Source organism: Pseudomonas sp. TE24901, from assembly GCF_054058375.1.
Genome location: NZ_JBSSAF010000002.1, coordinates 189,798 through 204,841 on the forward strand (window position 1 = coordinate 189,798; position 15,044 = coordinate 204,841).

14 protein-coding genes are annotated in these 15,044 nt (G+C 61.4%); 7 read left to right on the top strand and 7 right to left on the bottom strand.

Annotation, left to right across the window (positions count from 1 at the left end; translation table 11 throughout):
• Positions 1-3: 3 nt before the first annotated feature.
• Complete coding sequence (locus ACVWVP_RS04560; protein WP_176995101.1) at positions 4-423, top strand: ClpXP protease specificity-enhancing factor; 420 nt, start codon at positions 4-6, stop codon at positions 421-423.
• Between the two features lie 158 nt (positions 424-581).
• Positions 582-1,331: a FadR/GntR family transcriptional regulator gene (locus ACVWVP_RS04565; protein ID WP_016976230.1), complete on the top strand. Its 750-nt coding sequence runs from the start codon at positions 582-584 to the stop codon at positions 1,329-1,331.
• Positions 1,332-1,495: 164 nt separating this feature from the next.
• On the opposite strand, the gene ACVWVP_RS04570 is transcribed toward ACVWVP_RS04565, so the two are convergent.
• Positions 1,496-2,653, bottom strand: a complete 1,158-nt coding sequence (locus ACVWVP_RS04570; protein WP_259171953.1) for a phospholipase — start codon at positions 2,651-2,653, stop codon at positions 1,496-1,498.
• A 233-nt stretch (positions 2,654-2,886) separates the two neighbouring features.
• Here ACVWVP_RS04570 and kdgD point away from each other — a divergent pair, with 233 nt between their 5' ends.
• From kdgD to ACVWVP_RS04595, 5 genes are all read left to right on the top strand, one after another.
• The gene (gene kdgD / locus ACVWVP_RS04575; RefSeq protein WP_017138261.1) at positions 2,887-3,798 is read left to right on the top strand and encodes a 5-dehydro-4-deoxyglucarate dehydratase; all 912 of its coding nucleotides are present in this window, start codon (positions 2,887-2,889) and stop codon (positions 3,796-3,798) included.
• A 54-nt stretch (positions 3,799-3,852) separates the two neighbouring features.
• Positions 3,853-5,298, top strand: a complete 1,446-nt coding sequence (locus tag ACVWVP_RS04580) for an aldehyde dehydrogenase family protein (protein ID WP_457404547.1) — start codon at positions 3,853-3,855, stop codon at positions 5,296-5,298.
• Positions 5,299-5,499: 201 nt separating this feature from the next.
• Positions 5,500-6,864, top strand: coding sequence for an MFS transporter (locus ACVWVP_RS04585; protein WP_176995098.1), 1,365 nt, complete (start codon positions 5,500-5,502; stop codon positions 6,862-6,864).
• An 11-nt stretch (positions 6,865-6,875) separates the two neighbouring features.
• A complete protein-coding gene (gene garD / locus ACVWVP_RS04590; RefSeq protein WP_457404548.1) occupies positions 6,876-8,429 on the top strand; it encodes a galactarate dehydratase in 1,554 nt (517 codons plus the stop codon).
• 230 nt (positions 8,430-8,659) lie between these two features.
• On the top strand, positions 8,660-9,601 hold the full coding sequence (locus tag ACVWVP_RS04595; protein ID WP_178922677.1) for an AEC family transporter: 942 nt from the start codon (positions 8,660-8,662) through the stop codon (positions 9,599-9,601).
• Positions 9,602-9,710: 109 nt separating this feature from the next.
• Here ACVWVP_RS04595 and ACVWVP_RS04600 read toward each other — a convergent pair whose 3' ends face one another.
• From ACVWVP_RS04600 to gatC, 6 genes are all read right to left on the bottom strand, one after another.
• On the bottom strand, positions 9,711-10,094 hold the full coding sequence (locus ACVWVP_RS04600) for a carboxymuconolactone decarboxylase family protein (RefSeq protein WP_065875108.1): 384 nt from the start codon (positions 10,092-10,094) through the stop codon (positions 9,711-9,713).
• Positions 10,091-11,137, bottom strand: coding sequence for a calcium/sodium antiporter (locus ACVWVP_RS04605; RefSeq protein ID WP_457404778.1), 1,047 nt, complete (start codon positions 11,135-11,137; stop codon positions 10,091-10,093). Before ACVWVP_RS04605 ends, ACVWVP_RS04600 begins: the two co-directional genes overlap by 4 nt.
• 58 nt (positions 11,138-11,195) lie before the next feature.
• The gene (locus ACVWVP_RS04610) at positions 11,196-11,567 is read right to left on the bottom strand and encodes a septal ring lytic transglycosylase RlpA family protein (RefSeq protein WP_176995095.1); all 372 of its coding nucleotides are present in this window, start codon (positions 11,565-11,567) and stop codon (positions 11,196-11,198) included.
• Between the two features lie 155 nt (positions 11,568-11,722).
• Positions 11,723-13,168: an Asp-tRNA(Asn)/Glu-tRNA(Gln) amidotransferase subunit GatB gene (gene gatB / locus ACVWVP_RS04615; RefSeq protein ID WP_178922678.1), complete on the bottom strand. Its 1,446-nt coding sequence runs from the start codon at positions 13,166-13,168 to the stop codon at positions 11,723-11,725.
• A gap of 10 nt (positions 13,169-13,178) precedes the next feature.
• Entirely contained in the window at positions 13,179-14,630 is a 1,452-nt protein-coding gene (gatA, locus tag ACVWVP_RS04620) for an Asp-tRNA(Asn)/Glu-tRNA(Gln) amidotransferase subunit GatA (protein WP_178922680.1), read from the bottom strand.
• Positions 14,631-14,646: 16 nt separating this feature from the next.
• Positions 14,647-14,934, bottom strand: a complete 288-nt coding sequence (gene gatC / locus ACVWVP_RS04625) for an Asp-tRNA(Asn)/Glu-tRNA(Gln) amidotransferase subunit GatC (protein WP_178922682.1) — start codon at positions 14,932-14,934, stop codon at positions 14,647-14,649.
• Positions 14,935-15,044 lie beyond the last annotated feature (110 nt).

Below are 15,044 nucleotides of genomic sequence, written 5' to 3' on the forward strand. Positions count from 1 at the left end.
CTGATGAACTCCAGTCGACCCTACTTGGTCCGCGCGCTCTATGAGTGGATTGTGGACAACGATTGCACCCCGCACATGCTGGTCAATTCCGAATTCCCTGCGGTTCAGGTACCGCAGGGGTTTGCCAGTGACGGACAGATCGTCCTGAACGTGTCACCCAGTGCTGTGCGACACCTGCACATGGACAACGAAGCCGTGAGCTTCGAAGGGCGTTTCGGCGGCGTGCCGCATACGCTGTTCGTGCCTATTGGTGCCATCCTCGGGATCTACGCCCGGGAAAATGGCCAGGGCATGGTGTTTGATCTGGAGTCGCCTTTCGAGGACGACGAATCGATCGAAAGCGAAGACGGTGATGACCTGCCGCCACCGGATGCCGAGCCACCGCGCCCAAGCGGCCGGCCGAGCCTGAAAGTGGTGAAGTAACGGGCTTTCCCTCGGGGGAGCACTGAAAGAATGCCTCGACCTGTGTCGGGGCATTTTTTTGCGCGAAGGATATAGATGAAAGTCGCGCCCGGACGGTGATCGTACAACCACCATGGGCTATGATGCGTGCTCAAGCTCACCGAGAAAGATGATTCATCATGGAAAACGCCAACACCGCCCCTCGTCTTCCCCGCAAGCGCCGTAGCCTTGCCCAGGAATTGGTCACGGTGTTGTCCGAGCAGATCCGCGACGGCCAGCTCAAGCGTGGCGATAAACTGCCCACCGAGTCGGCGATCATGGATGCCCATGGCGTCAGTCGTACGGTGGTGCGCGAAGCGATCTCGCGATTGCAGGCGGCGGGGCAGGTGGAAACCCGTCACGGTATCGGCACGTTTGTGTTGGATACGCCGAGCCCGAGCGGCTTTCGGATCGACCCGGCCACGGTGGTGACGCTGCGTGATGTGTTGGCGATCCTGGAACTGCGGATCAGCCTGGAAGTGGAGTCTGCAGGTCTGGCTGCGTTACGTCGCAGTGATGAGCAACTGGCGGCCATGCGTGCAGCGCTCGATGCGTTGAATGAAAGCGCGGCCCACGCCGGCGATGCGGTGGCCTCTGACTTTGCATTTCACCTGGAAATTGCCCTGTCCACGGGTAACCGTTACTTCACCGACATCATGACCCACCTGGGCACCAGCATTATTCCGCGCACGCGTTTGAACTCGGCACGCCTGGCCCATGATGACCAGCAGCACTACATGGGCCGCCTGAGCCGCGAGCACGAAGAGATCTACGAGGCGATTGCCCGCCAGGATTCGGACGCGGCACGAGCGGCCATGCGTTTGCATTTGACCAACAGCCGTGAACGGCTGCGCCATGCCCATGAAGAGGCAGAAGCGCAACGCGGTTAAAAGAAGGCAACCGAGTTGTGCCGGATGTAAATCGATCTAATTGTGGGAGCGGGCTTGCTCGCGAATGCGGTGTGTCAGTCTGCACCTGCATCAACTGAAAGGCGCCTTCGCGAGCAAGCCCGCTCCCACATTTTGATCTCCAGTGTCTGGAATGACGTATTTATTTAGTTGGCAGGTTGGTTGGGCTTGTAGTCCTTGAGCAACAGGTAAGTGCTCCACCCCCACCAATCATTGGTCCAGTGCTTGTCGTTCAGGTCATTCACGTCCTTGCGGCGCAGCACCTTGTCACCCTCCATCTTGAACAGCGGCGAGAAGTTGTTCGCCGGGTTCTGCGCGGCATTCAAGTCCGGCACATACAGCGGCGCCTTGAAGTTGGCCGGGGAGGGCGCAACACCGCTGATGAACGTGTCGAAGATCTCATCGGCCGACGCCTGCACCGCACGTTTGACCTGCACGCGGTTGTCCGCATCAATCGCGTCGAAGTAGCGCTTGTCGCCGTAGGCACGCCACTGATCGCCCATGGCGTTGCGCACTTTGAGCCCGAACTTGCTGTCTTCGTCGTGCATGAAGCGGCTGATCAGCGAACCCAGCTCACCCGGTGTCACCACCGCCGCCAGTTGTTTGCGCGGCACCCGCAGATGGCCGGCAGAAAACAGGTCGGTCAGGAAGTGATCCGCAAAACTGTTCATGGCATACGCCAGTTCCAGTGCCTGGTCGGTGCCGGTTTGATGGGCGACCACTGCCTGTTGCAATGCGGCGGTATGGCCGGCCAGGTACGCGGACAGCGCCCACTCACCAAAGTGGTCGGCGTTATCCGCCGCCAGCTTCAAGTAGCGCCCCAGCGGGATAAGCGCAGACACCGCGCTGCCACCTCCGGTGATGCGGTTCCATTCCTCAGACAACGTATCTCCCAGGGCGTCATAGGCTTCATGGGCCTGCTTGCCGTCCTTGATCGCCTGGTTGACCGCGTTGATCTCCTTTTGCATGACCGCGAGAATCTTGCGCGCTTCTTCTCGCGAAGCGGGAAGCACGGCCAACGTGTTGAACGCGGCGGTAAAGCGTTGCACGCGATCAGCCGGGGAGGCGCCGTCGCTGATGGGTTGGCCAGGAATGCCGTAGAAGTCACCACCCAGGGCAATCACTTGGCCGTAGGTGAGGGCCAGCCCGTTGGGCAGGTGCAATTCGACTTGGCGTGCCGGGATGGCCGGTGCGTCCTTGACGAAGCGCAGCAGCGTGTCGTCGCCGATGGCGGTGTGCTCGCCGCCTTCGAAGCGCAGGGTTGGCGGGTTTTTTTCGGGTGCTGCGAGTTCAAGATCTGACATGTTAGCTCCTTGCTATGTCGTAGGAATCTTCCGTAATAACTGTATATATATACAGTTAATTCGAGCATAGAGTAAAAAATTCCTACGTCAAGAAGCCCTGCCTCAACACCTCGAAGAATGAAGGTCGATGAATTGCAGTTGACGAATCTTTTTATAGTTGTACGATGACGTACGACATCAACAAACCAACAACAACCTTTCGACAGAAAGTCTTCGCCCAGGGTGTTCGAATAATGAATCCACAAGAACTGAAGTCCATCCTCTCCCACGGTCTGCTGTCTTTCCCGGTGACCGATTTCAACGCCCAGGGTGACTTCCACCAGGCGGGCTACATCAAGCGCCTGGAATGGCTGGCCCCTTACGGCGCCACCGCCTTGTTCGCGGCTGGTGGTACCGGTGAGTTTTTCTCCCTCGCCGCCAGCGAATATTCCCAAGTGGTGAAAACCGCGGTTGATACCTGTGCCACCAGCGTGCCGATCCTGGCCGGTGTCGGCGGTTCGACCCGCCAGGCCATCGAGTACGCTCAGGAAGCCGAGCGCCTGGGTGCCAAAGGCCTGTTGCTGCTGCCGCACTACCTCACCGAAGCCAGCCAGGACGGCGTTGCCGCCCACGTTGAAGCTGTGTGCAAATCGGTAAAAATCGGCGTGGTGGTGTACAACCGCAACGTCTGCCGCCTGACCGCGCCGCTGCTGGAACGCCTGGCCGAGCGCTGCCCGAACCTGATCGGCTACAAGGATGGCCTGGGTGACATCGAGTTGATGGTGTCGATCCGCCGTCGTCTGGGCGATCGTTTCAGCTACCTCGGCGGCCTGCCGACTGCAGAGGTTTACGCCGCTGCCTACAAGGCCCTGGGCGTGCCGGTGTACTCCTCGGCGGTGTTCAACTTCATCCCGAAAACCGCGATGGACTTCTACCACGCGATCGCCCAGGACGATCACGCCACCGTTGCCAAGATCATCGACAACTTCTTCCTGCCTTACCTGGACATCCGTAACCGCAAGGCCGGCTACGCCGTGAGCATCGTCAAGGCTGGCGCGAAGATCGCCGGCTACGACGCAGGCCCGGTGCGCACTCCGCTGACCGACCTGTTGCCGGAAGAATACGAAGCCCTGGCCGCGCTGATCGACAAGCAAGGTCCGCAGTAACTCATCAACAAGGCCGCTGAGAGATCAGCGGCCTTTTGCGTCAGGAGAAGATTTGTGTCCCAAGCCAAACGTTTTGATAACTACATCAACGGCGAGTGGGTGGCCGGTGCCGACTACTGCGTCAACATCAACCCGTCGGAGCTTTCCGATGCGATTGGTGAATATGCCAAGGCGGATGTAGCCCAGGTTAATGCTGCCATTGATGCGGCACGCGCTGCCTTCCCAGCCTGGTCGACTTCCGGCATCCAGGCGCGCCATGACGCCCTGGACAAAGTCGGCAGCGAAATCCTTGCCCGCCGCGAAGAGCTTGGCACCTTGCTGGCCCGGGAAGAGGGCAAGACCCTGCCCGAAGCCATTGGTGAAGTGACCCGTGCTGGCAACATCTTCAAATTCTTCGCCGGTGAATGCCTGCGTTTGTCCGGTGATTACGTGCCGTCGGTGCGTCCGGGCGTCAATGTTGAAGTCACCCGCGAAGCCTTGGGCGTGGTCGGTCTGATCACCCCGTGGAACTTCCCGATCGCCATTCCCGCGTGGAAAATCGCCCCGGCCCTGGCCTACGGCAACTGCGTGGTGATCAAGCCGGCCGAACTGGTGCCGGGTTGTGCCTGGGCCCTGGCGGAGATCATCTCCCGCGCCGGCTTCCCGGCCGGTGTGTTCAACCTGGTGATGGGCAGCGGCCGCGTGGTTGGCGATGTGCTGGTCAACAGCCCGAAAGTCGACGGCATCAGCTTTACCGGTTCCGTGGGTGTGGGCCGCCAGATCGCGGTCAGCTGCGTGTCGCGCCAGGCCAAAGTGCAGTTGGAAATGGGGGGCAAGAACCCGCAGATCATCCTCGACGACGCCGACCTCAAGCAGGCCGTCGAGCTGTCGGTACAGAGCGCGTTCTACTCCACCGGCCAGCGTTGCACCGCCTCCAGTCGCCTGATCGTGACGGCGGGCATCCATGACCAGTTCGTCGCGGCCATGGCCGAGCGCATGAAGTCGATCAAAGTCGGCCACGCGCTCAAAAGCGGCACCGACATCGGCCCGGTGGTCTCCCAGGCGCAGTTGGACCAGGACCTGAAGTACATCGACATCGGCCAAAGCGAAGGCGCGCGGCTGGTCAGCGGTGGTGGATTGGTGACCTGCGATACCGAAGGCTACTTCCTGGCGCCAACACTGTTTTCCGACAGCGAAGCGGCCATGCGCATCAGCCGTGAAGAGATCTTCGGCCCGGTGGCCAACGTGGTGCGCGTGGCGGACTACGAGGCGGCGCTGGCCATGGCCAACGACACCGAGTTCGGTTTGTCGGCGGGCATCGCGACTACTTCGCTGAAGTACGCCAACCACTTCAAACGCCACTCCCAGGCCGGGATGGTGATGGTCAACCTGCCGACCGCCGGCGTGGACTACCACGTTCCGTTCGGTGGCCGTAAGGGCTCATCCTATGGTTCGCGTGAGCAAGGTCGCTATGCGCAAGAGTTCTACACCGTGGTGAAGACCAGCTACATCGGTTCGTAACACGCAGTACCTGTCGGCACCGGTTCCTGTGGGAGCTGGTCTGTGTGGGAGCTGGCTTGCCTGCGATAGCATCACCGCGGTGTAACGGATGCACCGCGGTGCCTCCATCGCAGGCAAGCCAGCTCCCACATAAAGCAGTCTTCACCGGCAAAAAACACAACGATTACCCGCAAAAAAAATAATTAGTGGGAGTACTTCTTCATGCAAGCGACCAAGCCGACCCACGTCCGCTATTTGATCCTGCTCATGCTGTTCCTGGTGACCACGATCAACTACGCCGACCGGGCCACCATCGCCATCGCCGGCTCCAGCCTGCAAAAAGACCTCGGCATCGACGCGGTCACCCTCGGTTATATCTTCTCTGCATTCGGTTGGGCCTACGTGGCCGGGCAAATCCCCGGTGGCTGGCTGCTGGACCGTTTCGGCTCGAAAAAAATCTATGCCCTGAGCATCTTCACCTGGTCGCTGTTCACCGTGCTGCAAGGCTATGTGGGCGAGTTCGGGGTCTCCACTGCGATCGTCGCGCTGTTCATGCTGCGCTTTCTGGTGGGGCTGGCCGAGGCGCCTTCCTTCCCGGGAAATGCCCGTATCGTCGCGGCGTGGTTTCCCACGGCTGAGCGCGGCACCGCGTCGGCGATCTTCAACTCGGCGCAGTACTTCGCCACCGTGTTGTTCGCCCCGTTGATGGGCTGGATCGTCTACACCTTCGGCTGGCAGCACGTGTTTATCGTGATGGGCGGCATCGGCATCCTGTTCTCGCTGATCTGGCTGAAGCTGATCCACGGCCCACGGCAGCACCCGATGATCAACGAAGCGGAGTTCAACCACATCGCCGCCAATGGCGCGATGGTTGATATGGACCAAGACAAGGGCAAGGGTAAGAAAACCGACGGCCCGAAGTGGGATTACATCCGCCAGTTGCTGACCAACCGCATGATGCTCGGTGTCTATTTGGGCCAGTACTGCATCAACGGCATCACCTATTTCTTCCTGACCTGGTTCCCGGTGTACCTGGTGCAAGAGCGCGGCATGACCATTCTCAAGGCCGGTTTCATTGCCTCGTTGCCGGCGATCTGCGGCTTTATCGGCGGCGTGCTCGGCGGGGTGATTTCCGACTACCTGCTGCGCAAGGGGCATTCCCTGACCTTCGCCCGCAAAGCGCCGATCATCGGTGGCCTGTTGATTTCCAGCAGCATCGTGGCGTGCAACTACGTGGATATCGAGTGGATGGTGGTGGGCTTCATGGCTCTGGCCTTCTTCGGCAAAGGCGTTGGCGCACTGGGTTGGGCGGTGGTGTCTGACACCTCGCCAAAACAAATCGCCGGGCTCAGTGGTGGCCTGTTCAACATGTTTGGCAACCTGGCGTCCATCAGTACACCTATCGTGATCGGCTACATCATCAGCACCACCGGCTCCTTCAAGTGGGCCTTGGTGTTTGTGGGCGCCAACGCGTTGCTGGCGGTGTTCAGCTACCTGGTGATTGTCGGCCCGATCAAGCGTGTGGTGCTCAAGGAGCCGCCAGCCAAGGGCCCTCAGTTGACTAACCTTACCGAAGCGCATTCCTGAGGGGCGATGTCATGCAGTTGATTGAACATGCCGATTCGCCGCGCTCGATTCGCTTACACCCGCGCGACAACGTGGTGATCGTGGTGAACGACCAGGGCGTACCGGCCGGCACCGAGTTCCCGGACGGGCTGGTCACCGTGGACTTCATCCCCCAGAGCCACAAGGTGACCCTGGAAGATATCCCCGAAGGCGGGCAGATCATTCGCTATGGCCAGACCATCGGGTACGCCCTGGCGCCGATCCCGCGTGGCAGTTGGGTGCAGGAAGACCAGTTGCGCATGCCCACCGCGCCACCGCTGGACAGCCTGCCGCTGTCCACCGAAGTGCCAGAAACCCAGGCGCCGCTGGAAGGGTTTACCTTCGAGGGTTACCGCAACGCCGACGGCACCGTGGGCACGCGCAACATCCTTGGCATTACCACCACGGTGCAGTGCGTCACGGGCGTGCTGGACCATGCGGTCAAGCGCATCAAGGACGAGTTGCTGCCCAAGTACCCGCATGTCGATGACGTGGTGGCGCTGACCCACAGCTACGGCTGCGGCGTGGCGATCACGGCGACGGATGCCTATATCCCGATCCGCACCGTGCGTAACCTGGCGCGCAACCCCAATTTGGGCGGCGAAGCGCTGGTGATCAGCCTGGGCTGCGAGAAGCTGCAGGCCGGGCAGGTGATGCATGACAACGACAGTTCGGTGGACCTGAGCGAGCCGTGGCTGTATCGGCTGCAGGATTCCAGCCACGGTTTTACCGAAATGATCGAGCAGATCATGGCGCTGGCCGAAACCCGCCTGAAGAAACTCGACCAGCGCCGCCGTGAAACCGTGCCGGCGTCGGAACTGATCCTCGGCATGCAGTGCGGTGGCAGCGATGCATTTTCCGGCATCACCGCCAACCCGGCGCTGGGCTATGCCTCGGACTTGCTGTTGCGGGCCGGGGCGACGGTGATGTTTTCCGAAGTCACGGAAGTGCGTGATGCCATCTACTTGCTGACTTCACGTGCCGAGACCCAAGCAATCGCCGAGGAACTGGTCCGGGAAATGGACTGGTACGACCGCTACCTGGCCAAGGGCGAGGCGGACCGCAGTGCCAATACCACGCCGGGCAACAAGAAGGGCGGGTTGTCGAACATTGTCGAGAAGTCCCTGGGTTCCATCGTCAAGTCCGGCAGCAGTGCGATCAACGGCGTGCTTGGCCCCGGTGAGCGCTTCAAGGGCAAGGGGCTGATCTTTTGCGCAACGCCGGCCAGCGACTTTGTGTGTGGCACCTTGCAACTGGCGGCCGGGATGAACCTGCATGTGTTCACCACCGGGCGCGGCACGCCTTATGGGCTGGCGATGGCGCCGGTGGTGAAGGTGTCGACACGTACGGAATTGGCGCAGCGCTGGCCGGATCTGATCGACATCGACGCGGGGCGAATCGCCACTGGGCGGGCGAGCATTGAGGAGTTGGGCTGGGAGTTGTTCCACTTCTACCTCGACGTGGCCAGCGGTAAGAAACAGACGTGGGCCGAGCAGCACAAGCTGCACAACGACATCACCCTGTTCAATCCCGCCCCCATCACCTGACGGCTGGCACGGCCCCTGTGGGAGCTGGCTTGCCTGCGTTAGTGGAGTGTCAGTCACAGATCTATCGGCTGACACACCGCCATCGCAGGCAAGCCAGCTCCTACATTTAAAGGTATTCACACATCAATATGTGGGAGCGGGCTTGCTCGCGAAGGCGTCTTACCAGGCGCTACAGGTCAGCATGGCTTATCATTAGCCACCTAACGACGCTCACCAAGGTTCTCCCCGGCATGCTGGCAATTTTCCTCACCACCCTGACCATCACCGCGCCGGTGTTTGCCATGCTGTTCCTGGGCGTGCTGCTCAAGCGCGTCAACTGGATCAACGACAACTTCATCCACGTCGCGTCGTCCCTGGTGTTCAACGTCACCATGCCGGCGTTGCTGTTCCTGGGCATCCTGCATGCCGACCTGCACTCGGCGCTCAAGCCGGGCCTGCTGATCTATTTTGCCGTCGCCACCCTGTTGAGCTTTGCCTTGGCCTGGGGTTGGGCGATCTTTCGCTGCCCCCGTGAAGACCGCGGCATTTATGCCCAGGGTGCGTTTCGTGGTAACAACGGGGTGATCGGCCTGGCACTGGCGGCCAGCATGTACGGCGACTACGGCATCTCCCTCGGTGCGATCCTCGCCGCGCTGGTGATTCTGTTCTACAACACCTTGTCGACCATCGTGCTGGCGGTGTACAGCCCGGTGATCAAGTCGGATCCGTGGAGCATCTGCAAAAGCGTGGTGGCCAACCCGTTGATCATCAGCGTGATTGCAGCCACGCCCTTTGCGGTGTTCCAGATCGGTTTGCCCGGTTGGCTGGAGTCGTCCGGTCAGTACCTGGCGGACATGACCTTGCCGCTGGCGCTGATCTGCATCGGTGGCACCTTGTCTCTGGCGGCGTTGCGCAAAAGCGGCAGCATGGCGCTGAGTGCCAGCCTGGTGAAGATGATCGGCTTGCCCGTGTTCGCAACGCTGGGCGCGTGGCTGTTGGGCTTTCGCGGGCCGGAGCTGGGGATTTTGTTCCTGTATTTCGGCGCACCCACTGCGGCGGCGAGTTTCGTGATGGCCCGGGCGGCGGAGGGCAATCATGAGCTGGCGGCGGCGATTATCGTGATCACCACCTTGATGGCAGCGGTGACCACCAATATCGGGATTTTTGTGTTGCAGGCGGGGGGGTGGATCTGAATTTTCTGCCGTCCGTGAGGGCCAATCGCCGGCAAGCCAGCTCCCACATTTTGATTTGTGAACACATTCAAAGGTGGGAGCCGGCTTGCCGGCGATAGCAATCCAACGGTTACTGCTTATCTGCCTGATACGCCTCGATCACTTCCTGCGCCGCCCGAAACGCATCAATCGCCGCCGGCACGCCGGCATACACCGCGCAATGCAGCAGCGCTTCACGAATCTCTTCTACGGTGCAGCCATTGTTCAGCGCCCCGCGCACATGGCCCTTGAGTTCCTGCGGACACTTGAGGGCGGTGAGGGCCGCCAGAGTGATCAGGCTGCGGGTCTTCAGCGGCAACCCTTCGCGGTTCCACACACTGCCCCAGGCGTGCTCGTTGACGAAGTCCTGCAGCGGCTGGGTGAATTCGGTGGCGTTGCCCAGGGCGCGGTCGACGAACACATCGCCCATGACCTGGCGACGCATCTCAACTCCGGGCTTTTTCTGATCGGTCATTGCGATTCCCTCTTGTGTTGGCGGCGCCAGGCTCGCAGCGTGCTGAACAACAGAAAAGCCACCAGCACTGGCAGGACGTAATACAGCATCAGGTGTTCAAGCTTGGTGGCCAGGGGCATGCCGGTGGTGAACGCCATCACGTGCAGCCCGTAAGCGAGGTACAGGCCCAGCAGTACCAGGCCTTCGGCGCGAGTCACGCGGTAACCGGTGTAGAACACCGGCAGGCACAGCACCACCACGCCGAGCATCACCGGCAAATCGAAATCCAGGGCATTGGGCGATACCGACAGCGGCGAGGGCGCAAGCAGGGCGGTCAGCCCCAATACGCCCAGCAAGTTGAACAGGTTGCTGCCGATCACGTTGCCCACGGCGATTTCGCGCTCACCACGCAGGGCGGCGATCAGTGATGTCGCCAGGCACGGCAGCGAGGTGCCGACGCCGATCAGGGTCAGGCCGATCACGCGCTCCGACAGGCCCAGGTCGCCGGCCACATCCACCGCTGCGCCGAGCAGCAGATGCCCGGCGAGCACCAGGATCAACAACCCGCCGAGCATCAGCAGCATGCTGCTGAACCAGGGGGCGCGGGCCACGGTGTCCAGTGTGCGCGGGCGGCGTGAATGGCGTGTCTGGTAATGCAGCACGCCGAGGTAGGCGACCAGTGCGACCAGCAGTACCAGGCCATCGACCGGCGTCAGTTCCTCATTGGCAGCGAGGGTGAACACCAGCAGGCCGGCGAAGATCATCACCGGGATGTCCAGGCGCACCAACTGGCGCGAGACCCGCAACGGAATAATCAGTGCCGACAGGCCCAGGGTCACCAGGATGTTGAAGATGCTGCTGCCGATCACGCTGCCCACCGCGATATCGGTGTTGCCGGCCAGGGTGGCTTGCAGGCTGACGGTCATCTGCGGCGCGCTGCTGCCGAAGGCGACGATGGTCAGGCCGATGATCAGCGGTCGCACCTTGAGGCTGGCGGCCAGGCGCACGGCGGCGCGCACCAGGATCTCGGCGCCGACGATCAGCAGCACCAGGCCGCTGACCAGTTCCAGCAGGCTCCAGGGCGAGAGGGCGGTTAATCCGAAAATGACCGGTCCTCCATCGTCAATTGCCCAGGGCTTGCACGCGCACGCGCGCGGTACCGCTGCTGATCATGCCCAATTGCTCGGCCGCCTTGCGTGAAAGATCGATCAAGCGCCCACGGGTATGCGGGCCGCGATCGTTGATGCGGACAACCACGGATTTGTCATTGTCGAGATTCGTGACCTTGACCTGGGTGCCGAAGGGCAGTTGCCGATGGGCGGCGGTCAGGGCGTTCTGGTTGAAGGGTTCACCGCTGGCGGTCTTGTTGCCATGGTGCTTGGCACCGTAATAGGAGGCGGTGCCGGTTTCGTCGTAGCCGTTGGGGTTGATGACGCCGCTGGCGCAGCCGGCCAGCAGGGAGAACAGGGCCAGGAGGCCAAGTAGACGCTTCATTGCAAGATGCCCCCATGACAAATGTGGGAGCTGGCTTGCCTGCGATGCAGACGACTCGGTGTTTCAAACACACCGAGGTGATGCAATCGCAGGCAAGCCAGCTCCCACAGGGTATTCGGGCAGGGGGTAAATCCCGCCCGGACCATTGACCGCTGTCAGCCTTCGAGCTTGCTTTTGAGCAATTCGTTCACCTGTTGCGGGTTGGCCTTGCCCTTGGAGGCTTTCATTGCCTGGCCCACAAAGAAACCGAACATCTTGCCGCGCTTGGCTTCGTCTGCCGCACGGTATTGTTCGACCTGCTCAGCGTTGGCCGCGAGCATTTCATCCAGCACGGCCGAAATCGCGCCGCTGTCGGTGACTTGCTTGAGGCCGCGCTTCTCGATGATTTCGTCGGCGCTGCCTTCGCCTGCAGCCATCGCTTCGAACACGGTCTTGGCGATCTTGCCGGAGATGGTGTTGTCCTTGATGCGCAGCAACATGCCACCCAATTGCTCGGCGGTGACCGGGGCTTCGTCGATTTCCAGGCCCTGTTTGTTCAACAGGCTGCCCAGTTCAACCATCACCCAGTTGGCCGCCAGCTTGGCGTCACCGGCAATGCTCACGACTTTTTCGAAGTAGTTGGCTTGTTCACGGCTGGAGGCCAAGACGCTGGCATCGTAGACCGACAAGCCGAACTGCTCCTGGAAGCGCTCGCGTTTCTGCTGCGGCAGTTCCGGCAGGGTGGCGCGGATGTCGTTGAGGTATGCGTCCTCAAGCACCACCGGCAACAGGTCCGGGTCGGGGAAGTAACGGTAGTCGTTGGCTTCCTCCTTGCTGCGCATGGCGCGGGTTTCGTCTTTGTTCGGGTCGTACAGGCGGGTCTGCTGGATGACCTTGCCGCCGTCTTCGATCAGCTCGATCTGGCGACGCACTTCGGTGTTGATCGCCTTCTCGATGAAGCGGAACGAGTTGACGTTCTTGATCTCGCAGCGAGTGCCGAACTCGACCTGGCCCTTTGGCCGTACCGACACGTTGCAGTCACAGCGCAGCGAGCCTTCGGCCATGTTGCCGTCGCAGATGCCCAGGTAGCGCACCAGCGCGTGGATGGTCTTGACGTAGGCCACGGCTTCCTTGGCACTGCGCATGTCCGGCTCGGAAACGATCTCCAGCAGCGGCGTACCCGCACGGTTCAGGTCGATACCGGTGGCGCCCGGGAATTCTTCGTGCAGGCTCTTGCCGGCATCTTCTTCCAGGTGGGCGCGGGTTACGCCGACGCGCTTGATGGTGCCGTCTTCCAGCGGGATATCCAGGTGGCCCTTGCCAACAATCGGCAGTTCCATTTGGCTGATCTGGTAGCCCTTGGGCAGGTCCGGGTAGAAGTAGTTCTTGCGTGCGAACACGTTGTGCTGGCCGATCTCGGCGTCAATCGCCAGGCCGAACATCACGGCCATGCGTACCGCTTCCTGGTTCAGCACCGGCAGCACGCCAGGCATGCCCAGATCTACCAGGCTGGCCTGGGTGTTCGGTTCGGAGCCGAACGTGGTGGCGCTACCGGAGAAAATCTTCGATTGGGTGGCGAGCTGGGTATGAATCTCCAGCCCGATCACAACTTCCCATTGCATAGTGTTCTCCTCAGAAGCCGGTAGGGGTGCGGGTGTGCCAGTCGGTGTGCAACTGGTACTGGTGCGCCACATTGAGCAGGCGGCCTTCCTGGAAATACGGGGCGAGCAATTGCACGCCGACCGGCAGGCCATCGACGAAACCGGCAGGCATGGACAAGCCCGGCAGGCCCGCGAGGTTGGCGGTGATGGTGTACAGGTCTTCGAGGTAGGCAGCGACCGGGTCGCCGTTCTTGGCGCCGAGCTTCCAGGCCGGGTTCGGCGTGGTTGGGCCGAGGATCACGTCGACTTCTTCGAAGGCGGCCATGAAGTCGTTCTTCACCAGGCGACGGATCTTTTGCGCCTTGAGGTAGTACGCGTCGTAGTAACCGGCCGACAGGGCGTAGGCCCCGACCATGATGCGGCGCTGTACTTCGGCACCGAAGCCTTCGCCACGGGAGCGCTTATAAAGGTCGGTGAGGTCTTTCGGGTTTTCGCAGCGGTAGCCGAAACGCACGCCGTCGAAACGCGACAGGTTGGAGGACGCTTCAGCCGGGGCGATCACGTAGTACGCAGGAATCGCGTGCCCGTTGTTCGGCAGGCTGATTTCCTTGATCACGGCGCCGAGCTTTTCCAGCTCCTTGACGCTGTTGTGCACAAGCTCCGCGATGCGTGGGTCGAGACCGGCGCTGAAGTATTCCTTCGGCACGCCGATGCGCAGGCCCTTGATCGAGGTGTTCAGGCTGGCGCTGTAGTCCGGCACGGGCTCGTCGATGCTGGTGGAGTCCTGTTTATCGAAGCCGGCCATGCCTTGTAACAAAATCGCGCAGTCTTCGGCGGTGCGGGCCAGCGGGCCGCCCTGATCGAGGCTGGACGCGTAGGCGATCATGCCCCAGCGGGACACGCGGCCGTAGGTTGGCTTCAGACCGGTGAGGTTGGTGAAGGCGGCAGGCTGGCGGATCGAGCCGCCGGTGTCGGTGGCGGTAGCGGCCGGCAGGAAGCGCGCAGCCACTGCGGCAGCCGAACCACCCGACGAACCACCGGGCACGTGCTCCAGGTTCCACGGGTTTTTCACCGCGCCGTAGTAGCTCGACTCGTTGGCCGAACCCATGGCGAATTCGTCCATGTTGGTCTTGCCCAGGGTCACGGCCCCGGCCGCCGCCAGCTTGGACACCACGGTGGCGTCGTAGGGCGCCTTGAAGTTGTCGAGCATCTTCGAGCCGCAGCTGGTGCGAATGCCCTGGGTGCAGAACAGGTCCTTGTGGGCGATAGGCGCACCCAGCAGTGGGCTGTTTTCACCGTTGGCGCGACGTGCGTCGGCGGCCTTGGCCTGGCTCAAGGCCAGCTCTTCGGTGAGGCTGATGAAGCTGTTGACCTTCGGATCGTGCTCGGCGATGCGCGCCAGCAGGGTCTTGGTCAGCTCTTCGGAAGAAAACTTTTTGTCGGCGAGACCGCGGGCGATCTCGGCCAGAGTCATGTGATGCATGAAAGGCTCTTTCCCTTTAGTCGATGACTTTCGGAACCAGGTACAGGCCGTTTTCGACCGCTGGCGCGATGGACTGGTAGGCCTCGCGATTATTACTCTCGGTCACGACGTCTGCGCGTAGGCGCTGGCTGGCTTCCAGCGGGTGAGCCAGGGGCTCGATACCGTCGGTATTTACGGCCTGCATCAGGTCGACCAGCCCGAGAATGCTGTTCAGGGCTGCAGTGGTCTGTGGAAGATCGGCATCATTGAGGCCAAGCGAGGCCAGATGCGCGATTTTTTCCACGTCGGAGCGTTCAAGCGTCATGGGAATCTCCAGTGGAAAACAGAACGGAGGCTGTCCGTGTGTTAGATTGTCGGAACACTACCGCATTTCTACGGTCTTACGGCCGCGATTGTGGGGTTAGGTGCACAGAA